Source organism: Deinococcus metallilatus (assembly GCF_004758605.1).
Classification (GTDB): Bacteria; Deinococcota; Deinococci; order Deinococcales; family Deinococcaceae; genus Deinococcus; species Deinococcus metallilatus.
Genome location: NZ_CP038512.1, coordinates 2,980,001 through 2,999,873, shown reverse-complemented (window position 1 = coordinate 2,999,873; position 19,873 = coordinate 2,980,001). Strand labels below are relative to the sequence as shown.

At 70.2% G+C, this 19,873-nt stretch carries 24 protein-coding genes (1 of these 24 only partly in view); 17 read left to right on the top strand and 7 right to left on the bottom strand.

Annotated elements, in window-relative coordinates:
* Nucleotides 1–11 precede the first annotated feature (11 nt).
* From E5F05_RS20715 to E5F05_RS20670, 10 genes are all read left to right on the top strand, one after another.
* Complete coding sequence (locus tag E5F05_RS20715; protein WP_129117643.1) at nucleotides 12–929, top strand: carbon-nitrogen hydrolase family protein; 918 nt, start codon at nucleotides 12–14, stop codon at nucleotides 927–929.
* Nucleotides 922–1,449 (top strand): GNAT family N-acetyltransferase, encoded by a 528-nt coding sequence (locus E5F05_RS20710; protein ID WP_129117642.1) that lies wholly within the window; start codon nucleotides 922–924, stop codon nucleotides 1,447–1,449. Before E5F05_RS20715 ends, E5F05_RS20710 begins: the two co-directional genes overlap by 8 nt.
* 105 nt (nucleotides 1,450–1,554) lie before the next feature.
* A complete protein-coding gene (locus tag E5F05_RS20705; RefSeq protein ID WP_129117641.1) occupies nucleotides 1,555–2,583 on the top strand; it encodes a S66 family peptidase in 1,029 nt (342 codons plus the stop codon).
* Nucleotides 2,584–2,700: 117 nt separating this feature from the next.
* Nucleotides 2,701–3,453 (top strand): metallophosphoesterase family protein, encoded by a 753-nt coding sequence (locus E5F05_RS20700; protein ID WP_129117640.1) that lies wholly within the window; start codon nucleotides 2,701–2,703, stop codon nucleotides 3,451–3,453.
* Between the two features lie 100 nt (nucleotides 3,454–3,553).
* Entirely contained in the window at nucleotides 3,554–4,492 is a 939-nt protein-coding gene (locus E5F05_RS20695) for a DNA polymerase III (protein ID WP_129117639.1), read from the top strand.
* A 90-nt stretch (nucleotides 4,493–4,582) separates the two neighbouring features.
* The gene (locus E5F05_RS20690; protein WP_129117638.1) at nucleotides 4,583–5,437 is read left to right on the top strand and encodes a helix-turn-helix domain-containing protein; all 855 of its coding nucleotides are present in this window, start codon (nucleotides 4,583–4,585) and stop codon (nucleotides 5,435–5,437) included.
* Nucleotides 5,438–5,460: 23 nt separating this feature from the next.
* Nucleotides 5,461–5,862: a VOC family protein gene (locus E5F05_RS20685; protein ID WP_129117637.1), complete on the top strand. Its 402-nt coding sequence runs from the start codon at nucleotides 5,461–5,463 to the stop codon at nucleotides 5,860–5,862.
* A gap of 53 nt (nucleotides 5,863–5,915) precedes the next feature.
* Nucleotides 5,916–7,139 carry an MFS transporter gene (locus tag E5F05_RS20680; protein WP_129117636.1) on the top strand — a complete coding sequence of 408 codons (1,224 nt, stop codon included), beginning with the start codon at nucleotides 5,916–5,918 and terminating at the stop codon, nucleotides 7,137–7,139.
* 39 nt (nucleotides 7,140–7,178) lie between these two features.
* On the top strand, nucleotides 7,179–7,838 hold the full coding sequence (locus tag E5F05_RS20675) for an MBL fold metallo-hydrolase (protein WP_129117635.1): 660 nt from the start codon (nucleotides 7,179–7,181) through the stop codon (nucleotides 7,836–7,838).
* A 60-nt stretch (nucleotides 7,839–7,898) separates the two neighbouring features.
* On the top strand, nucleotides 7,899–8,573 hold the full coding sequence (locus tag E5F05_RS20670) for a DUF2270 domain-containing protein (protein WP_129117634.1): 675 nt from the start codon (nucleotides 7,899–7,901) through the stop codon (nucleotides 8,571–8,573).
* Here E5F05_RS20670 and E5F05_RS20665 read toward each other — a convergent pair.
* From E5F05_RS20665 to E5F05_RS20655, 3 genes are read right to left on the bottom strand one after another with little or no spacing between them, the layout of a single operon-like run.
* Nucleotides 8,552–9,364 carry a CDP-alcohol phosphatidyltransferase family protein gene (locus tag E5F05_RS20665; RefSeq protein ID WP_129117633.1) on the bottom strand — a complete coding sequence of 271 codons (813 nt, stop codon included), beginning with the start codon at nucleotides 9,362–9,364 and terminating at the stop codon, nucleotides 8,552–8,554. The two genes, E5F05_RS20670 and E5F05_RS20665, sit on opposite strands and share 22 nt — an antisense overlap.
* Nucleotides 9,365–9,388: 24 nt before the next feature.
* A complete protein-coding gene (locus E5F05_RS20660) occupies nucleotides 9,389–9,757 on the bottom strand; it encodes a hypothetical protein (protein WP_129117632.1) in 369 nt (122 codons plus the stop codon).
* The gene (locus E5F05_RS20655) at nucleotides 9,754–10,644 is read right to left on the bottom strand and encodes a hypothetical protein (RefSeq protein ID WP_129117631.1); all 891 of its coding nucleotides are present in this window, start codon (nucleotides 10,642–10,644) and stop codon (nucleotides 9,754–9,756) included. The genes E5F05_RS20660 and E5F05_RS20655 overlap by 4 nt, the downstream gene beginning before the upstream one ends.
* A gap of 42 nt (nucleotides 10,645–10,686) precedes the next feature.
* On the opposite strand from E5F05_RS20655, the gene E5F05_RS20650 reads away from it, so the two are divergent.
* Together E5F05_RS20650 and E5F05_RS20645 are read left to right on the top strand one after the other, a co-directional pair.
* Nucleotides 10,687–11,556: an alpha/beta hydrolase gene (locus tag E5F05_RS20650; RefSeq protein WP_129117630.1), complete on the top strand. Its 870-nt coding sequence runs from the start codon at nucleotides 10,687–10,689 to the stop codon at nucleotides 11,554–11,556.
* A 31-nt stretch (nucleotides 11,557–11,587) separates the two neighbouring features.
* Nucleotides 11,588–12,361, top strand: coding sequence for an APH(3') family aminoglycoside O-phosphotransferase (locus tag E5F05_RS20645; RefSeq protein WP_129117629.1), 774 nt, complete (start codon nucleotides 11,588–11,590; stop codon nucleotides 12,359–12,361).
* A gap of 82 nt (nucleotides 12,362–12,443) precedes the next feature.
* On the opposite strand, the gene E5F05_RS21420 is transcribed toward E5F05_RS20645, so the two are convergent.
* Nucleotides 12,444–12,611, bottom strand: a complete 168-nt coding sequence (locus tag E5F05_RS21420) for a hypothetical protein (protein WP_164973365.1) — start codon at nucleotides 12,609–12,611, stop codon at nucleotides 12,444–12,446.
* A 210-nt stretch (nucleotides 12,612–12,821) separates the two neighbouring features.
* Between E5F05_RS21420 and E5F05_RS20640 the strand changes: the two genes are divergently transcribed.
* Together E5F05_RS20640 and E5F05_RS20635 are read left to right on the top strand one after the other, a co-directional pair.
* On the top strand, nucleotides 12,822–15,044 hold the full coding sequence (locus E5F05_RS20640; RefSeq protein WP_129117628.1) for an MMPL family transporter: 2,223 nt from the start codon (nucleotides 12,822–12,824) through the stop codon (nucleotides 15,042–15,044).
* A 112-nt stretch (nucleotides 15,045–15,156) separates the two neighbouring features.
* Nucleotides 15,157–15,393: a hypothetical protein gene (locus E5F05_RS20635; RefSeq protein ID WP_129117627.1), complete on the top strand. Its 237-nt coding sequence runs from the start codon at nucleotides 15,157–15,159 to the stop codon at nucleotides 15,391–15,393.
* Between the two features lie 280 nt (nucleotides 15,394–15,673).
* Here the strand turns inward: E5F05_RS20635 and thrB are convergent, their stop codons facing one another.
* Together thrB and thrC are read right to left on the bottom strand one after the other, a co-directional pair.
* Entirely contained in the window at nucleotides 15,674–16,597 is a 924-nt protein-coding gene (gene thrB, locus E5F05_RS20630) for a homoserine kinase (protein ID WP_129117626.1), read from the bottom strand.
* A gap of 129 nt (nucleotides 16,598–16,726) precedes the next feature.
* Nucleotides 16,727–17,764, bottom strand: a complete 1,038-nt coding sequence (thrC, locus tag E5F05_RS20625) for a threonine synthase (RefSeq protein WP_129117625.1) — start codon at nucleotides 17,762–17,764, stop codon at nucleotides 16,727–16,729.
* Between the two features lie 307 nt (nucleotides 17,765–18,071).
* Here thrC and E5F05_RS20620 point away from each other — a divergent pair, with 307 nt between their 5' ends.
* Both E5F05_RS20620 and rpmB read left to right on the top strand, forming a co-directional pair.
* Nucleotides 18,072–18,341 carry a GlsB/YeaQ/YmgE family stress response membrane protein gene (locus E5F05_RS20620; protein ID WP_129117624.1) on the top strand — a complete coding sequence of 90 codons (270 nt, stop codon included), beginning with the start codon at nucleotides 18,072–18,074 and terminating at the stop codon, nucleotides 18,339–18,341.
* 203 nt (nucleotides 18,342–18,544) lie between these two features.
* Complete coding sequence (rpmB, locus tag E5F05_RS20615; protein WP_129117623.1) at nucleotides 18,545–18,760, top strand: 50S ribosomal protein L28; 216 nt, start codon at nucleotides 18,545–18,547, stop codon at nucleotides 18,758–18,760.
* A gap of 75 nt (nucleotides 18,761–18,835) precedes the next feature.
* Here the strand turns inward: rpmB and lspA are convergent, their stop codons facing one another.
* A complete protein-coding gene (lspA, locus tag E5F05_RS20610; RefSeq protein ID WP_241687055.1) occupies nucleotides 18,836–19,357 on the bottom strand; it encodes a signal peptidase II in 522 nt (173 codons plus the stop codon).
* A 96-nt stretch (nucleotides 19,358–19,453) separates the two neighbouring features.
* On the opposite strand from lspA, the gene E5F05_RS20605 reads away from it, so the two are divergent.
* Nucleotides 19,454–19,873, top strand: the 5' portion of a protein-coding gene (locus E5F05_RS20605) for an S-ribosylhomocysteine lyase (protein ID WP_164973364.1). It continues 48 nt past the right edge of the window; 420 of the gene's 468 nt are visible here — the first part of the coding sequence; the start codon lies at nucleotides 19,454–19,456; its stop codon lies beyond the right edge, outside the window.

The following is a 19,873-nucleotide window of genomic DNA, read 5'->3' as shown; positions in this document are numbered from 1 at the left end:
ACACTCCCCCCATGAGCGTGTTGCGCGTGGCGGCGGCGGCCTACCCGGTGGACTTTCACCCCGGCTGGGCCGCCTACGAGGCCAAGGTGACGGCCTGGGTGGCGGACGCGGCGGGCCAGGGCGCGCGGCTGCTGGTGTTCCCGGAGTACGCGGCGCTGGAACTGGTGAGCCTGCTGCCGCCCGAACTGCACCACGACATTCTCGCCCTGCGGCCCGCGCTTCAGGCCTTCGTGCCGGACTTCGCGGCGCTGCACGCGCGCTTGGCCTGCCAGCATGGGGTGGGGATCGTGGCGGGCAGCCTCCCGGTCGCGCAGGCGGGGGGCTACGTGAACCGCGCGTTCGTGTTCGGCCCGGACGGCCGCCAGAGCCATCAGGACAAGCTGCTGATGACCCGCTTCGAGGCCGAGGAATGGCAGATCGGCCCCGGTGCGGGCGTGCGCGTGTTCGAGCTGCCGCTGGGAGAAGCGGCGGTCCGCTTCGGCGTCGCCATCTGTTACGACAGCGAGTTTCCGGCCCTGGCCCGCGAACTGGCCGAGGGCGGCGCGGAGGTGCTGGTCGTGCCGTCCTTTACCGGGGCGCGGGCGGGGTATACCCGCGTCCGGGTGGGCAGCATGGCCCGCGCCCTGGAAAACCAGTGCTACGCCGTCCACGCCCCGCTGCTGGCCGACGCCGACTGGACGTATGCCGTCGAGCAGGCCGTGGGCCAGGCCAGCCTGTACGCCCCCGCCGACGACGGCCTGCCCGAGACGGGCATCGTCGCGGAGGGCGGGTGGAACAGCCCCGGCTGGCTGATCCACGACCTCGACCTGGCGCTGGTCCGGCAGGTGCGGGCGGACGGGCACGTCCTGAACTGGCGCGACCGCCACGCCGCCCAGACCCGGCCCACCCGGGCGGAGGTCGTGCCGCTGGGCCGGGCCGCCCATGCCTGAGGCCCCCTCCGTCCGCGTCCTGACCGCCGCCGACGCGCCCGCCTACCGCGAGGTGCGGCTCGCGGGGCTGCAAACCGATCCGCTCGCGTTCGTCACGGCCGCCGACGAGTTCGCCGCGCGGCCCGCCTCCGAGATCGCCGGGCGCCTGGACCCGGGGGCGGGGGTGGTGACCCTGGGCGCGTTCGTGGACGGGACGCTGGTCGGCATCCTGACCGTCGTGCGCGAGGCGCTGCCCACGCTGGCGCACCGGGCGAATGTCGTGGCGGTGTCGGTCCTGCCCCACGCCCGCGGGCAGGGCTGCGGAGACGCCCTGCTGCGCGCGGGCATCGCGCAGGCCCGCACCTGGCCGGGAGTGTCCTCCCTGCACCTCGCGGTCGTGGAGACGCAGCACGCCGCCCGGCGCCTGTACGAGCGGCACGGGTTCCGGCACTGGGGCACCCGCCCCGACGCCCTGCACGTGGAGGGGCGTTCCCTGGCCGAGCACTGGCTGTGGCTGGACCTGACGCGGCAGGAGGCGTAGGCTGCCCGGGCAGTCCCGCCGCACGCCCTTCCGTTAGCGTAAGGGCGTGATCCTTTTCCTCCGGCCCACCCCTTCCGCTCGTCCCGCCGTCTCCGGAGGCCGGATATGACGCCCCGCTTTCTCCGCCCGCCCCGCCTCGCCCCCGGCTCGCGTGTGGCGGCCCTGAGCCTTTCCAGCGGCTTCGTGACGGAGGTGATGGGCCGGTACCGGGCGGGGGTGCGGCAGGTGGCCAGTGCCTTCGGCTGGGAGGTCGTGCCCGCACCCAACGCGCTGCGCGGCCCGGACTTCCTCTCCGCGAACCCGCAGGCCCGCGCGGATGACCTGCACTGGGCGCTTCAGAATCCTGAGATCGGCGGCCTGGTCAGCATTATCGGCGGGGATGACAGCGTGCGGCTGCTGCCGTACCTCAACCTGGACCTGATCCGCCAGCACCCCAAGCCGTTCCTGGGCTACAGCGACTCCACCGTCACCCTGATGCAGTTCCTCCGGGCGGGCGTGATGGCCTATCACGGGCCAGCCCTGCTGACCGATCTCGCGGAAAACGGCGGCATTCACCCCTTCGTCGTGGAAGGCGTGCGCCGCGTGCTGGTGGAGGATCGGCCCTTCGACCTCCACCCCGCTCCCGAGTGGACCGAGTTCCGGCAGGACTGGGCCGACGAGCCGGGGCAGGAGGTCCGCCGCCCCTTTCAGCCCGGCGAAGGCTGGACCTGGCTCCAGGGCGAGCAGGCCGCCGAGGGGCACCTGCTGGGCGGCTGCCTGGAGGTGCTGGACATGCTGAACGGCACGCCCGGCTGGCCTGCCCCCGGGCTGTGGGAAGGCGCGGTGCTGGCGCTGGAGACGAGCGAGGAGGTGCCGCCCCCTCAGCAGGTGGGCTACTGGCTGCGGAACTACGCCGCCCAGGGCATCCTGGCCCGCGCCGCTGGGCTGCTCCTGGCCCGCCCACGCGGCTACACGCCCGAGATGGTGGAAGACCTTTACCGCTGGGTGCGCCGCGTGCTGGCCGAGGCAGGCCGCCCCGATCTCCCGGTCGTGGCGAACGTGGACTTCGGCCACACCAGTCCGCAGCTCACGCTGCCGCTGGGGGGACTGGCGCGCCTCGATCCGGTGGCGGAGCGGGTGACGGTCACACCCTGAGAGGAGAGGGGGGAGCGTTCCGGCGGGCGAGGGTGAACGGCTGCGGGAACCCTCGCCCCGGCCCGACTTCGGGACGTTCGCCGCTTTGAGCGCGGGGCCGCCCGCTATCATGGCCGCGTGCGGCTGCTGCTGCTGTCTGACATTCATGCCAATCACCCGGCCCTGGAGGCGGTGCTGCGCGACGCCGTCCCGCGGCGTTTCGATCAGGTGGTTCACCTGGGCGACGCCCTGGGCTACGGCCCGCATCCGCGTCAGGTACTGACCACCCTGCGTGAGCTGGACGCCGTGTGCCTGCGGGGCAACCACGAACAGATGCTGCTGGAGTACGCGGACGGCAGGCGCGAGAAGCACGCGAGCGTCGTATCGGCGGCCCTGCTGTGGCAGTTGGGGCAGTTGTCCGACCGGGACGTGGCCTGGGTGCGTTCCTGGCGCGACGGCCTCGACGACCCCACCGTGGGCGCCCGCTATCGGCACGGCACACCCGTCAGCCTCGACGCCTACACCGATTCCGTCACCGCCGCCCGTGAAGCCTTCGCGCAGTGGGGGGGGCGCCTGGGGTTCGTGGGGCATACCCACGTCCCCGCCGTGTACGCGACCCTGAACGCCCCGGTGGGCGAGTGGATCAAGGCCCAGACCTTCCCCGAGGGCGGCAGCTACCCGGTGCCGCCCGCCGCCCGCGTGATCCTGAATCCCGGCAGCGTCGGCCAGCCCCGCGACGGTAATCCGCAGGCCAGCTACGCCATCTTCGACCGCCAGCGCGGCCACTTCGAGGTCTTCCGGGTGCCCTACGACGTGGGCCGCACCCAGGACGCCGTGCTGGCCGCCGGACTGCCCCCGGTGCTGGCCGCGCGGCTGGCCATCGGGAAGTGAGAGGGAAAGGCGTGCAGGGATGCAGGACGCAGGACGCGGTGCGTGGCCGGAAAGGGGGGAGCCGTCCCGTGTCCCGCGCACTGCGCACCGCCGCCCTCCCATGACCTCCTCCACGGCCCTCCTCCACGGCCCGCTGCTTGAACAGACGGCCGTCTTCCGGGGCAATGCCCTGCTGCTGACCGGCCCAGCCCGCGTGGGCAAACGGGATGTGGCGCTGGCGGTCGCCGCGCAGCACAACTGCTCCGGCACACGCGGCATGTACGGCGAGGCGTGCGGGACGTGCCCGTCCTGCCGGGCGTTCGCGGCGGGCGCGCACCCCGACCTGCTGCTGGTCGAGCCGCGCGCCACCACCTCCACCGGCAAGGCCGCGCGGCGCAAGCTGATTCCTATCGGCGCGATTCTTTCGGCCCGCGACAAGGGCCGCGAGTACGAGACGCACGTGTTCGAGTTTCTGGAAGTCCGCCCCACCTTCCGCCGCCGCGTGGTGATCGTGGACGGCGCCGAGCACCTGGGGCCGGAGGCCGCGAACGCCCTGCTGAAGCTGGTCGAGGAACCGCCGCACGGCGCGCTGTTCGTGTTCCTGGCCGAGGACCTGCGCTCGGTCATCCCCACCATCGTCAGCCGCAGCGCCCGCCTGAGCGTCACCCCCGCCCCCGACCGCGCCCTTGAGCGCACGCTGGCCCTCAGCGGTGAGGCCCCTGACGCCGAACTGGTCGCCTTCGCCGCCGGGCGCGCGGGCGTGCTGAAGGACCGGGAGGCCGTGCGGGCCGCCCTCACCGACGCGGCGGAGTTCACGGGGGCGCTGGAGACGGGCCTGCTCCCGGCCCTGGAAGCCGCCGAGCGCCTGGAGAAACGCTGGGACGCCGCCTGGCACCCCGAGGCGCTGCGCTTCACCTGGCGCACGCAGTCCCCCCACGCCCGCGCCCGTGCCGACGCCGCCCTGGACGCCCTCCAGGCGGCGCTGGAAGCCTACGCCAGTCCCAGCCTGAGCTTTCAGGTGTTCGCGCTGAATCTGCGGGAGGCGTTCGGGGAAGGGTGAACCTCCCGCCCCCGTCTTGAAGAAAAACGACCTCCTGACCCTGGCCGGGTGGCGGATGCGCTGGGCCGCCGCCCATGCCAGAGTGGGGAGATGCCGTTTCAGGAGTTCCTCCCCGACCCCCGCCTGCGCCCCCTGGTGCGGGTGTACTGGCAGATGGAGGAACTTCACGATGCGGGCCAGGAAGAACACCGCTTCCTGCCGGAACGCTCGGTGCGCCTCACATTCCTGGCGGGGTCTTCGTGGCGTGGGGCGGTGAACGGTGGCAGCCTGCAACCTCTGCCGGAAGCGGCGCTGGGCGGCCTGACGCTGCAACCGCTCCGGGTCGTCTCGGTGGGCCATACGCGGGCCCTGGGCGTGGAGCTGTACCCGTGGGGCGCGCGGCAACTGCTGGGCTGGCACGCCGGAATGCCGGACCTCGACCTGGGCGAACAGTACGGGGCAGACGTGAGGGCCGTCTGCGCGCTGCTGCACCTGGAACTCTGGGAGGAAGCGCGGCAGACCCTGGAAGGCTGGCTGCTGCGCCTGTGGGCCGAACGCGCCGTGGAAACCGGCAAGGGCGTGCGCGCCGCCGCACAGCTCTACACCTCGCTGGGGAGTGCGCGAATCGGCACGCTGGCCGACGAGCTGAACCTCAGCCCCCGGCAACTGGAACGGCAGTTCGTGCGGGAAGTCGGCGTGAAGGCCAAGACGCTGGCCCGCCTGATCCGCTTCGAGGAAATCCACAACCGCCTGCTGCTGAACCCGGCCCTGCCCCTCGCCCCGCTGGCCTACGAGCTGGGCTTTGCCGACCAGGCGCACCTGACGCGGGAGTTCCGGGCGCTGAGCCAGATGACGCCGCGCACCTTCGCGCAGTGGGCCGAGAAACGTTGGCGGCCCGTCTGGGAAAGGGAACTGGCGGGCGCGCTGGTCCAGGTGCCGGGGGTTCCGCTGGTGACCGCCCTTTAGATGGAGGAGAGGCGGTGTCGCCCTTGTTCAAGACCCCGCGCCCTGGCCTCCGCGGCATGAGACTGAAACATCTGAATCTTGCTGTGCCGGACGTGGCTGAAGCCAGGGCCTTCTTTCAAAAGCTGCTGGGATTTGAACGTCTGGAAGACAAGGGCGGCGTCCTGAGTGTCCTGAAAGACGAGGATGGCTTTATCCTGATCGTCAGCAACTTCGGCAGAACAGCCGTCCTCCCTGAATACCTGCGGGAATTTCATCTCGGCTTCTCTCTGGCAAGTCCTGCGGAGGTGGACGAGATGGATGCACGGCTGCAAGGGGCAGGCTCCCTGCCGGAGCAGGGCCCGGCGCGCATCCGGGGCGGGTACACCTTCTCTTTCCGGGCGTTCGGTTGTGTGCTGCTGGAATTCACGTCGTATGGCGGGGCCTGAAGTGTCGCCTTTGTTCAAGACCCGGCCCCGACCCGCCTCCTACCCTGGACAACATGACTGAGCCTGTTCAGAAAAGACCGCTTCTCTTTCTGCTCGCCACCACCTTCCTGTTCTCCGTCGGCATCTCACTGGTGTTTCCGGTGCTGCCCTTTATCGTCATGGAGTACGTGCCGCAGGTTTCGCAGCAGGCCGCCGTGATCGGCTGGCTGGCGGCTTCGTTCGCGTTGCTGTCGTTCTTCTCCGCGCCGGTCATGGGCGCGCTCAGCGACGCCTACGGGCGGCGACCGGTGCTGATGCTGAGCCTGCTGGGGTCGGCGGTCGGATACCTGCTGTTCGGCATCGGCGGCAGCCTGTGGATGCTGTTCCTGGGGCGCGGCATCGACGGCCTCACGGCGGGCGGCATCAGCGCCCTGTTTGGCTATGTGGCCGACACCACGCCCGAAGAAGAACGCGGCAAGACCTTCGGGCAGATCGGGGCGGTGTTCGGGGCCGGGTTCATCGTGGGACCGGCCATCGGCGGGCTGCTTTCGCATCTCAGTCTGAGCGCGCCGATGTTCGCTGCCGCTGCCGTGTGCGTGCTGAACCTGCTGTGGGGCTATTTCATCCTGCCGGAAAGCCTCGCGCCCGAACGGCGCAGCAAGCAGTTCGATGCCGCCCACCTCAACCCCTTCACGCAGCTCCGCGGCGCACTGGCCTTCCCGCTGGTTCGCCGCCTGGTGACGGTCAGCGTGCTGTTCATCCTGCCCTTCTCGCTGATGCAGCTTGCCCTGTCGCTGCTGGCCCGCGACACGTTGGGCTGGGGACCGGGGCAGGTCAGCACGACCTTCATCGTGGTGGGCGTGTGCGACATTCTCGGCCAGGGGGTCTTGCTGCCGCACCTGCTCCGCTGGCTGGGCGAGAAGCGCGTGGCGACAATGGCCCTGGGCATGGGCGTGGTGGGGATGACCTGTCTGGCGCTGCTGCCGCTCCTGCCCCTCACCGCGCTGCTGTATACCAGCGTGCTGCTGTTCTCGCTGGGCGAGGGGATTTTCAATGCCACGCTGGGTGCGATGATCTCGGTCGCCACGCCCGCCGACGCCCAGGGCCGCGTGCAGGGCGGGGCGCAGGCCTTCGGTTCGCTGGCGCAGGTGGCCGGGCCGCTCGCGGGGGGGCAACTCTACTCGCGCTTCGGGCCGACCGCGACCTTCGGCACGGGCGCGGCGCTGGTGGCGCTGGCTCTGGTGCTCCTGACCGGAAGCCGCGTGCAGGCTTCCCGGCCGCAGGAAGCGGTGGGCTGACCCCGCTTCCCCGGCTCCCTCCCGCTCTAGACTCCCCACATGATCAAGCCGAGACAACACGGTACGGCGCGGGTCTGGACCCTGCCCACCGGCCCAATTCAGGAAAACGCGGTGCTGGTATCGGGCGCGGAAGGCGAGGGTTTCCTCGTTGACCCCGGCGACGATGCGCAGCAGCTTCTGGCCCTGGTCCGCGATTCGGGCGTGAAGGTGCGCGGCATCCTGCTGACCCACGCGCACTTCGACCACATCGGGGCGGTGCAGCCCTTGAGGGAGGCGCTGGGGGTGCCAGTCTACCTGCATCCCGCCGACCTGCCGATCTACCGGATGGGCGCGGCGTCGGCGGCCCGGTGGAACCTGCCCTTCGTCCAGCCCGAGGCCCCCGACGCGGAGATTACGCAGGGGCAGACCTTCCGGGCGGGCGACCTGACCCTCACGGCGCGCGAACTGCCCGGACACGCGCCGGGGCATGTGGTGTTCGTGGCGGGCACCGGAGAGGGACCGGGGTTCGTGGTGGCGGGCGATACCCTCTTTCAGGGCAGCACCGGGCGCACCGACCTGCCAGGCGGCAACCACCCGCAGCTCATCGAGGGTATCCGGCGCGAACTGCTGAGCCTGCCCGACGAAACGGTGGTCTATCCGGGACACGGCCCCGCCACCACCGTCGGGACCGAGCGGCGCACGAACCTTTTTCTGAGATGACGCGGCTGGAGGGGACGTGAAGGCTTACCCTGGAGGCATGACGCGTGTGGGGGTGGGCTGATGCCCGGGACAGGCGGTGGACAGGGCGCCCTGCTGGACCGGACGCTGACCGACATCAGCTACAGCACCAATACCACCAACGCCCTGATTCACCTGTACCGCGCGGAAGTCGGCAAGATGACCGCCTACCGCCAGCGGCTGGACATGACGACCAACTGGGCAGTGGTGACGACGGCGGGCCTCGCCAGCTTCGCGCTGGGCGACCCCAACAACAGCCACGCGACGTTCCTGTTCGCCATGTTCATGAACTACTTCTTCCTGCGGCTGGAGGCGCGGCGTTTCCGCATCTACGAGATCGCGCACCACCGCGTGCGGATCATGGAACGCTTCTTCTTTCCGGCGATGCTGGGCGAGAAGGTGGACCCCGGCTGGCACCAGCTCCTGCTGGCCGAACTCGCCAAGCCCCGTAGCCCGATGAGCCGCGCCGACGCGCAGGGCTGGCGCCTGAACCGCAACTACCTGTGGATCTACGCGGCGGTGCTGCTCGCCTGGCTCGCCAAACTGGATCTGGAGCAGCCCAAGGGGTGGGTGCTGGAGTTTCCCGCCGCGCTCTCGCTGGCGGATATCGGGAGCTTTCCCGGCTGGGTGGTGTTCCTGGGCGTGTTCCTGTTCTACACGTACCTGATCGTGCTGGCCGTGCGCGCGGCCCGGACCTATCCGCTGGAAGAGGGATAGGAGGCGGTGGGGTGTGGCCTGTAGCCCACCACCTGCCTCTCCCGCCACACCTGGACGCCCGTCAGCAGCAGTGCCTGCGCGGGCAGGCTCCACAGGTACACACGGGGCCGCCCGCAGAGCAGGCAGGCGCCCAGCGCGAGCAGTTGCGTACTCAGGCCGAGGTTCACGGCGACCCGGTTGATGGCGCGGGGCGTGTAGGCGCGGCGCTGGGCGGGCGTCGGTTCCCCGCCCGTCAGGGTCCGCAGCCGCCACTCGAACAGCGTCTCCAGCATCCGTTCCTGCGGCGTGAAGTACAGGGCGTAGGCGAGTTTCAGGGCGGCCAGGACACGCGGGTCGTCCCCGGTCTGCGCGGGAGGAGTGCGGAAGACCTCGCCCCGGGCGGCGCGGTGGCCCCGTTCCCACAGGTAGTCCACGCTCAGGATCAGGCTTTGCAGCAGGGTGAGGGGCAGGCCCCAGCGCCCGGCGAGGCCCAGCAGCACGGCGGCGTTCACCACCACGTCCAGTTCCGAGTCCAGATAGCGGCCCGTCTCGGTCGTCTGTCCGGTGGCGCGGGCGAGTTGCCCGTCGAGGTTGTCGAGCAGCGTCTTGACCTGAAGCAGCGCGGCGGGCGTGAGACGGTGGCCCCGGCGCAGCAGCACGCCTGCCAGCACGCCCAGGGCGGTGTGGGCCAGCACGACCCGGACGGGGTTCACGTTCCGGCGGGCCAGCGGCGGCACGAGCCGCTCCGCGAGGGGCCGGAACAGGCTCTCGGCGGCCCACTCGCGGGCCGGGCGGGCCTTGCCGTGGGTCATGGCCGGGCCACCCCGGTCAGAATCTCAGCGCCTGCCGCCGGTGCCGCGCGGCGGTCCCTTGCGGACGCCCGCGTAACGGTTGCGCTCCTTGCGGCGTTCGGCGCTGCTCAGGCCGGTCTTGCCCTTCGTTCCGGCGCGGCCCTGGGCGCCCCGCTGCGGGACGAAGGTGTCCACTGTCAGGAAGCGCGCCAGCGGGACGTACAGCACCAGCACAAAGAGCAGGGTGCCCCACCAGGTATCCAGGTACCGGCTCAGTCCTGCCGCGCGCAGCACGGCCGAGAGCAGCGTCGCCAGCAGCGCGAAGATCGCCACCCGCACGAAGAGCTTGAGCAGTTTGCGGGGCGTGAAGCCCGGCTCGGGGTCGGGCGTGGTGAGCCAGCGCCAGGGATTCAAGCGCCAGCCTCCGGGCCAGCGGGCCGGGCCGGGGCCCCCAGCGTCACGCGGTCGCGGAAGGCCTCCAGTTCCGGCCACCCGGTCTGTCCGGCGTCCACGTCGATCACCAGCGCGGGCTTGTGGGTCATGGACGCCAGGCGGTTCAGTGTGCTGCGGTGCGCGGCGTCCCGCGCGGGCGAGGCCAGCAGGACGCCGCGCACCGCGCTCTTGCCGTCCAGCAGCTTCAGGGCGCCGAACAGTTCCTTTTCCCCCGCCGGGGCCCTGGCCGCGTTCTCCAGCCGCTCCCCGCGCGCCGCGACCTGCGAGGCGGGCAGGTCGGAGGAGAACACCCCGTACAGGCCCAGGGCGTCAAGGGCCATTCTCAACCCGCCGCTCAGGTCCGGGTCGGCCAGCAGGGCGCGCGGGCCGATCACCGCGACCGTCACCCGCGACCCCCGGCTGAGGGGTGGCATCTCCTCCCGCTTCTCCGCCGCCAGCGGCTTCACGCGCTCCAGGGCCAGCCGCACCCGGCCGGGGTTGCCGGTGAAGCGTTGCCCGAGTTCCGCCGCCGCCGTCACCAGCGCCTCCCCCCCGTCGGGAATGGCGATCAGCGGCGGCAGGCCGCTGAGGCGCCGGGGCAGCAGGTCCGTCAGCGCCTCCCCCCAGGCGTCACTCGCCACCGCCGGGGTCTGCGGCACCAGCACCGCGTCCACCCGCCCGAGTTCCAGCACCCGCCCCAGCACAAGCTGCACCTGCACCGGTTCATTCGGCAGGCTCGCCTGACCCAGCGCCAGCGCCTCCGCGGCGGGCAGGGCAGGCTGCACGACCTCCACCCCAAGTTCTTTCAGGAACGCGGCCCAGTACCGCCCACGGCGCGCGCCCAGCGAATCCAGCAGACCGACCTTCATTCCTGGCAGTCTACAGGGCCGGGACAAGATTAAAGTCTCTCTATGTTCGAGGGTTTCCGGCTGGACAGGATCAGGCTTTCAGAGGCCACGCTGCGCGTCCGTTCCGGCGGCTCGGGTCCGCCCGTCCTGCTCCTGCACGGTCATCCCCGCACGCACGCCACCTGGCACAAGGTCGCCCCCCTCCTGGCCGAACGTCACACGGTCGTCTGCCCGGACCTGCGCGGCTTCGGGCAGTCCTCCAAACCGCCGGACACGCCCGACCACGCGGGGTCCTCGAAGCGGGCCAAGGCGCGCGACTGCGTGGAACTGATGGACCACCTGGGCTTCGGCCGCTTCGCCGTCGTGGGCCACGACCGCGGCGCCTACACGGCCTTCCGGGCGGCCCTGGATCATCCCGAAGTCATCACGCACCTGGCCGTGCTCGACGCGGTGCCCATCGCTGAAGCCCTCGGGCGGTGTGACGCCCGTTTTGCCCGGGCGTGGTGGCACTGGTTCTTCTTCGGCCAGCCGGAGAAACCCGAGCGGGCCATCCTGGCCGACCCGGACGCCTGGTACCGGAACACGCCCCAGAAGGCGGCGCAGATGGGTGCGGAGGCTTACGCGGACTACCGGGCCGCCATCCACGACCCGGCGACGGTTCACGGCATGGTGGAGGATTACCGCGCGGGTCTGGGCATCGACCGGGACCACGACGAGGCCGACCGGCGGGCCGGGCGAAAGGTCGGCTGCCCCACCCTGGTCCTGTGGGCCTTGCAGGACGATCTGGAAGACCTGTACGGCGACGTTCTCGCGGTCTGGAAGCCCTGGGCGGCCGACCTGCGCGGGCACGGGATCGACTCCGGTCACCACCTGGCCGAGGAGGCCCCTGCGGAACTCGCGGCGGCACTGCTCGATTTCCTGCACGGCGGTTGAGCCGTCCGCTTTCTCCCGTATCCTGCCCCGCATGACCCCCCTGACCCTCCCCGACCCGCTGCGCCGCGTGTTGCCCGCCGCCCGCTGGGAGGCCGTGACGGAGGGATGCAGCGGCGCGGGCGTGTGGCGCAGCCAGAAATACGTGGTGAAGGTGCAGGAGCGCGGCGGCCCCACGGTCAGCACCCTGCTGCAAGAGCGCGAGCGGCTGCGCTGGCTGTGGGGCCGCGTCCCGGTGCCCAGCGTGGTGGGGTACGAGATCACGCCGACCCACGAATACCTCGCCATGACCCGCCTGCCCGGCCTTCCCATGAGTCACCCCGATGCCGCGCTGCACCCGGAGCGCGTCACCGACCTGCTGGCCCGCGCCCTGCGCGAACTGCACGCCCTCCCGGTGCGGGAGTGCCCCTTCAACATGTCCCTGCCCGTCACCCTGCGCCTGGCCCGCGAACGGGTGCGGGCGGGCGCAGTGGATGAGGCGGACTTCGACGATGAACGGCAGGGGTGGAGCGCCGCCGAGGTCTTCAATGAACTCGTCCGCACCCGGCCCGGGACAGAGGACATCGTCGTGACGCATGGCGACGCCTGCCTCCCCAACGTCATCCTGAACGGCGAGTACGTGGAGGGCTTCGTGGACGTGGGCCGCGCGGGCCTGGCCGACCGTCACGCGGACCTCGCGCTGGCCTGGCGCAGTCTGAGGCACAACCTGGGGCCGGAACACGCCGAACGCTTCCTCGACCTGTACGGGCGGGCGTGGGTGGACGAACGCAAGCTGGCGTATTACCGCCTGCTGGACGAACTGTTCTGAGGTCGGCCTTCCCGGACAGAGAGAGGCGGCAGAGGGCGTGGTGCCTCCTCTGCCGCCTCTCTCTGTCCGGCGGTTTCTGCCCCTAGCGGCCGAGCAGGTGGCGCAGCATCTCCAGAGGATGCGCCCAGCCTTCTCCATGGCTCGCCCCGTTCCGCCAGAGCCGTTCGCGCGCGCCGTCCGCGTGGAGTTCCTCCAGGTGGTGCAGCGTGCTGTCGCGGCGGGCGTCGTACTCGTACCGCATCGTCCTCACCTCTTCCTCGTGGCTTCGCGGGAAGCCTTGCCGGAACTTCCGGCCGGGAACTGCGCGCGGCGGGTCACCGTTGGACGCCCTGAGCCTACGCCCCCCGCGAGAGTCGGCGCATCCGGAGAATGACCGGGGCCGGTACGCCAATTGGCCAGGAAGGTCGGGCCTGCCCCGGCGCCGCGCGTGACTCCGGCGGGCGCGTGCTCTACTCCCGGCGTGCGTGCCCTGTCCCTGCTCGTGACCCGTCGTCCCTGGCTGGTGCTGCTCTTGTGGGCGCTGCTCGCGGCCCTGAGCGCCTACCCGGCTTCGCTCGCGCCGAAGCACCTCAGCGCCAATCCCGGCGACCTGAAGAACGCCGAGAGCACCCGCGTCACGGCCCTGCTGCGCGAACGGTTCGGGGAGACGGACACGAATACGGCGCTGCTGGTCACCCGCTCGCACCCGCCCCTGACGACGCCGCCCGGACGGGCCGCCTACGACCGCTTCATCACCGGGCTGGAGGCGGTGCCGGGTGTCACGCGCGTGCTGCGGGCGGGCGCGCAGGGCGCCGTCCCGACGGTCAGCCCGGACGGCACCCTGGCCTTGACCGTCGCGCAGATTCCGCTGAGGGAAGGCGCGAGCGAGACGCTGGCCCGCGTGCGTGCTTACGCCGCCGCTGCCGGGTCCCGGGTGCTGGACGTGCGCGTGACCGGCGGGCAGGCCATCGCGGACGACTTCACCGCGTTTGCCGAGAGCGACACCAGGCGCAGCGAGTTCGCCGCCCTGCCCCTCACGGCGCTGGTGCTGCTGGGCGTGTTCGGGGCGCTGGTCGCCACCGGCCTGCCCCTGGTGGTCGGCGTACTGAGCATCACCGTGGCGATGGCAGGACTGTACGGCCTGGCCCACGTCACCGAGGTGAGCACCTTCGCCCAGAGCGTGATCACGATGCTGGGTCTGGGCGCGGGGATCGACTATGCCCTCCTGATGGTCAACCGCTTCCGGGAGGAGCTGGGCCGCGACGGGGACGCGCGGGGGGCGGCCGCCCGGACCGTCCAGACGGCTGGCCGCAGCGTCCTGTTCAGCGGCCTGACGGTTGCCATCGCGATGGCGGCGCTAATCCTCCCGCCCATCGCCTTCGTGCGTTCGATGGGTCTGGGCGGGGTGCTGGTCGTGCTGCTGACCGTCCTGGCCAGCGTGACGGCCCTGCCCGCGCTGCTGGCCCTGCTGGGCGAACGCGTGAACAGCCCGCGCCTGCTGCGCCTGACCTGGAGCCAGAGTGGAACCGCGTCCGCCTCGTGGACCGCCTTCGCCCGCCGCGTGACCGCCCGGCCCTGGCTGGCCGTGATCCTCAGCGCCCTCTTCCTGCTGGGGCTGGCCCTGCCCGCCTCACAGATGCGGACCGGGTACGCCGGGGCATGGGGCCTCACGCCCGGTGTGGAGAGCCGCGACGCGCTGGCCGATGTGCGCGACCTGGGGGCAGGCGGCCTCCTCAGCCAGTTCGAGGTGATCCTCGACCTGGGCGGAGAGCGGTACGGGCCGGACGACCGCGTCCGTTTCCAGCGGGTCGTGGCGGACCTGCGCGCGCTGCCGGGCGTGCAGGCCGTCATCAGCCCCTTCCTCATCCCCGCCGACCTTGCCGGGCAGCCGGGGGGAGGGGGAGTGGAGGCGCTCGGTGCCGTCAGCCTGCTCACCCGCCGTTCCTTCAGTCAGGACCGCCACCTGCTGCGCGTGACCGTCGTGCCGGACCACTATCTGCGGGCCGACCAGATCGAACCCTTCGAGGCACGGTTGCGGCGGACCCTCGCGGTGAGCGGCTTCCGTTTCCTGCTGGGCGGCGCGCCGGTCGGGGAGCGCGAGTTCAGCCACGCCCTCACGGACGCGCTGCCCACCGCCGTCCTGACGGTCTTCGCCGCGACCTTCCTGCTCCTGATGCTCGCGTTTCGCAGTCTGCTGGTGCCGCTCAAGAGCATCCTGATGAACACGCTGACGGTCGGGGCCGCCTACGGCGCCGTGACGCTGGTCGTGCAGCAGGGCGTTCTGGCCGGGCCGCTGGGCATCCCCGCCGATGTGGGGGTGCTCGATTCCAGCCTGCCGCTGCTGCTCTTCGCCGTGCTGTTCGGCCTCAGCATGGACTACGAGATTTTCCTGCTCTCCCGCGTGCAGGAGGAAGTCCTGCGCGGTCATCCCAACGATGAAGCCGTCGTGCTGGCTGTGGGCCGCACGGCCCGGATCATCACCTCGGCGGCGCTGATCATGTTCATCGTCTTCTGCGCCTTTATTGGTGGGCGCGTCGTCGCCAACAAGAGCATCGGCCTGGGGCTGGCGGTCGCGGTGGTTCTGGACGCCACGCTGGTCCGCCTGGTGCTGGTCCCCGCCTTCCTCAAGCTGGCAGGGCGCTGGAACTGGTGGCTCCCGGGGTGGCTGGACCGGCTTTTGCCACGGGTACGGGTGGAGCACTGAGGCCCCTCCAGGAGCACTTTCTGGAGCAAGCCGCGAAAGATAAGCGTAAGAAATCAGGAGTTAACTTTAAGCTGTTCTTCAACTATCTCAGCAATTCCCTGCCGGAGGCGACATGCTGACCGTGAATCTCCACCTCTGCAACGGCGACCTGGTGACCCTCCAGGTGACTCCCTCCCAGCGAGACAGACTCAGCCGCACCCTCAACCAGACCGTTCTTCCGAATACCCCCTTCGAGGTTCACGTGGACGGGCGTACCCTCATGATTCCCTGGCGTTCCATCGGCTACCTCTCCATCCTGACGGAGGCCCGGCCCAGCCCGGAGCTTCAGTCCACCGAGGCTGCCGATTAATACTCTGTTCCTTCGATTCCTGATTCGGGTTGATTTTTCGCTCTCTGCCCGTGAGGGGCGAGGGAGCAGCGGCTCGCCTTCATCGCCCTCAGCATGGCCCTCAGCATGTGCGGCGAGTGCGTGGGCAATGGCCAGAGCCTGGAGTGAAGCACCTTTGTTTTTGACCCTCTCGCCAGTGGGAGAGGGCCTTGCGAAGCAAGGGGTGAGGGGGTCTTTTTGACTAATGCTCTAAAGGGTTGGGTAAGCGGTGTTCGTGGAGAATATGTCATTCAGTCGCCATCTATTTTTCCCGCTCCTGGCACGTTCGCTCCACCACCGTCCCCGCGGTGTCTATCGGCAAATCCAGCACCCGCCCCGTCAGGCCGTTCTTGTTCATCACGGCGTGCAGGTAACGGTGCAGCCGCTCGGTGCTGGCGCGGGTATCGTGGAAGCAGAGGACGGTGGGGCCAGCGCCGCTGAGCGCCGCGCCCAGGGCTCCGTAACGGTGGGCCTCTTCCAGAATGTCGCTCAGGCCGGGGACCAGCGGCGCCCGCCAGATCTGGTGGATGTAGTCCTGCATCGCGTGGCGCAGCAGGTCGAGGCGGCCCTGCGCGAACGCGGCGGCCAGCAGCGCGGCGTGCGAGAGGGCGTGGACGGCGTCCGCCCGGGTGTACTCCTTGGGCAGGACGGCGCGGGCCTTGCTGGTGCTGAGCTCGAAGTCGGGGATCAGGACCGTCACGCCCAGATGGGCGGGCGGGTCCAGCCGGACATAATGCGTCCCCAGCTTGTCGAGCGTGGCGACCACGATGCCACCGAACAGCGCCGGGGCGACGTTGTCGGGGTGGCCTTCCTCGCGGGCCGCCACGTCCAGCAGCGCCTCGCTCTCCAGGGGCCGCCCCAGCAGTTCATTCCCCGCCACGATGCCCGCGACCAGGGCGGCGGCGCTCGACCCCAGACCGCGCGCCAGCGGCACCTCCGTCCCGATCTCCACGCGGGCGGGGGGCAGTGGCCGCCCCGCCCGTTTCGCGGCCAGTTCCATCGCCCGGTACACGTAGTTGCTTTCGTCGGCGGGCGTCCCCTCCAGTTCCGGACCGAGCGGCACGACCTCCGTTACCGCCTGAGGCGTGACCCGCAGCGTGGTGAAGAGCGGCACGCTCAGCCCCAGGCTGTCGAAACCCGGCCCCAGGTTCGCGCTGGAGGCGGGCGCGCGGACGGTGAAGGTCATGGGGCGCCTCCGACCCGCCCGACAGTCGAACCGTCTAAAGGTCCAAGGGCAGGAGCTGCCCCAGCCTCTGCAAGCCACGAGCCACAAGCCGCAGGCCCCCACTCACCACTTACCACAGCCCACTCACCCTCAAAGGATGCTCTCCAGCACCCGTTCCATGCTGGCCTCCACGGCCTTCGGCGCCTCCACCGCTCGCAGGGCCGCGTCCGGGTCTTTCAGACCGTTGCCGGTCAGGACCGCGACCACCGTCTGCCCCGGCAACAGCTTCCCGGCGGCGTGCAGCTTCAGCAGGCCCGCGACCGGCGTGGCGCTGGCCGGTTCGCAGAAGACGCCTTCCTGCGCGATCAGGTTGTAGGCGTGCATGATCTCGTCGTCGTCCGCCATATCGAAGAGACCGCCACTCTCGCGCACGGCCGCGCGGGCGAGGTCGGCGCTGGCCGGGTTGCCGATGCGGATGGCGGTGGCGAGCGTCTGCGGCTCGTCCACGATGGCATTGCGGACGAAGGGGGCCGCGCCCTCGGCCTGAAAGCCCCACATTCTCGGCAGCGAGCTGTTCTTCCCGGCCTGCTGATACTCCCGGAAACCCATCCAGTACGCGCTGATGTTCCCGGCGTTGCCGACCGGAATGGCGAGGATGTCGGGTGCCCGGCCCAGGACGTCCACGATCTCGAAGGCGCCCGTCTTCTGCCCTTGCAGGCGGTAGGGATTCACCGAGTTCACCAGCGCAATGGGATGCTCGGCGCTGATCCGGCGCACCAGCCCGAGGGCTGCGTCGAAGTTGCCGTTGATCGCCACGATTTGCGCGCCGTAGGCCATCGCCTGCGCCAGCTTTCCCAGCGCGATGTTCCCGTCGGGAATCAGCACGATGCACTTCAGGCCCGAACGGGCGGCGTAAGCGGCAGCGGCGGCGCTGGTGTTGCCGGTGCTGGCGCAGATGATCGTGTCGGCGCCGTCCTCCACCGCCTTGGCGACCGCCATCACCATGCCCCGGTCCTTGAAGCTGCCGGTCGGGTTCAGCCCCTCGTACTTCAGGTAAAGCTCCACGCCCAGGCGCGCGCTCAGCTTCGGCGCGGGAATCAGGGGCGTTCCCCCCTCGTGCAGGCTCAGGGCGGGCGTCCGGTCAGTGACGGGCAGGTACTCGCGGTAGCGTTCGATCAGTCCGGGCATGGCGTGCTCCTCCGTGCTGCCCTCTTGGGGCGGTCAGTCCGCCTATGCTAGCGGCCACTTCCGCATCCCGTTCCCGGCAAGTAAGACAGGCTCCCGCCCCCGCCTGCCGTCAGCTTTTCATCAGAGATGAGGAGGCAGCGGCGCGTTCCTGCACCGGAAACTTAAGCGGTATTAGCGGGACATCCATCCCGCCTTTGCTCAGCCTTGAAAAGGTGAGGCGGTGCACACTAGCGCGGAACCGTGAGTTTCATTGTGCGATCACAACGAACGAGAGACGTTCGAATCTCAGCGTCCTGGAGGAAAGAAGATGAGTTGGATTATCCTGATTCTGGTTGGTGCCCTCTGCGGTTGGCTCGCAAGCCTCATCATGAAGACCGATGCCCAGCAGGGCGCGGTCGCGAATATCCTGATCGGGATTGTGGGTGCGCTCCTCGCCCAGTGGATCTTCGGTAGCCTGCTGGGCATCGGTGGTGCTTACGCGGCGGGGAACGGCTTCAACTTCTGGAGCATCATCTGGGGCATCGTGGGCAGCGTGATCCTGATCGCGATCCTCAAGGCCCTGCGCGTCCTGCGCTGACTCCACGCCTCGTTCACCGGCCGGACTCCTCCATGGGGTTCGGCTTTTTTGTGCGGCGACGTTGGGGGTTCGGTCCTGCCCCGTGTCCTCCTCTCTTGTGCTACAGTTGGAAGGCTTGCCTGACCCTGACCGGCGCGGCACTGGCCTTTCCAGGTCACCGCCCCCGGTAGAGCAGCGGGCCAGGCTCAAGAAGGAGTACGAACATGTCGAGAGTGTGCGAAGTATGCGGTAAGGGACCGATTGTGGTGAACTCGGTCATTCGCCGTGGTAAGGCCCGCGCCCAGGGCGGCGTCGGTCGCAAGACCACCGGGATCACCAAGCGGGTTCAGAAGCCCAACCTCCAGCCCCTCACCGTCGTCCGTGGCGGCGTGGCCGTGCAGATGCGCGTCTGCACCAAGTGCCGCAAGAGCCTGATCTGAGGCCGACGCAGCGGGCGCCCCTGTCCTGACCGGATGGGGGCGCTTCCCTTTGGACGGCCGGGGGACGGGGCCGGTTCAGACCTTCGGCTTGTTCTCGCCCACGAAGCTGGCGATCAGGAGCAGCAGCGTTCCCACGACCACCAGGGAATCCGCGAGGTTGAAGATCGGGAAGTTCCCGGCGTGGAGGGCCTGTGTGACCGCGCTGAGCGGGGGGGCGTGCAGCATGTCGGTGACCCTGCCCAGCCGCAGGCCGTCGATGGTGTTGCCGATGGCTCCGGCGGCGATCATGCTCAGCACGACCGTCAGGAACCGGTTCTGAGGACGCACGACCAGATAGGCCAGGATGCCCAGTCCCACCAGCAGCCGCGCGACGGCCAGCGGCACGGCCGATCCCGACAGGAGGCTCCAGGCCGCCCCGGTATTGAAGGTCAGCACCCAGTCCAGCACGCCCGGAATAAAGGGGACCGGCGCCGCGCCCTCCTGAAGATGGGCGAGCGCCCAGGCTTTGAGCGCCTGGTCGGCGGCGATCAGCAGGGCAGCGATGAGCAGCGGCACCCAGGCGGGAAAGGTTCGCGGGCGAGCAAGCAGGGTGGGCACGCCGCGCAGTATAGGGAGCCGCCCGGCGTGAACGTGCCAGTTTCCCGGGGGGGACTGCTCACATTGTCCCCGCTCCGCCCGCCGACAATGGACGGCATGGCGAACGTGGAATCCTTCGATCTCGACCACACCAAGGTTCAGGCTCCCTATGTGCGCTTGGCTGGCGTGAAGACCACCCCGCGCGGCGATCAGATCAGCAAGTACGACCTGCGCCTCCTCCAGCCCAACCGGGGCGCGGTCGATCCGGCGGCCCTGCACACGCTCGAACACCTGCTCGCTGGCTACCTGCGCGACCACCTGAAGGATGTGGTGGACGTTTCCCCGATGGGCTGCCGCACCGGCCTGTATATGGCCGTGATCGGTGAGCCGGACGAGCCGGGCGTGCTGCGCGCCTTCGAGGCGGCACTGCGCGACACGGCGGCCCACGACCGTCCCATTCCCGGCGTGAGCGAACTGGAATGTGGCAACTACCGCGACCACGATCTGGAGGCGGCCCGCCAGCACGCCCGCGACGCC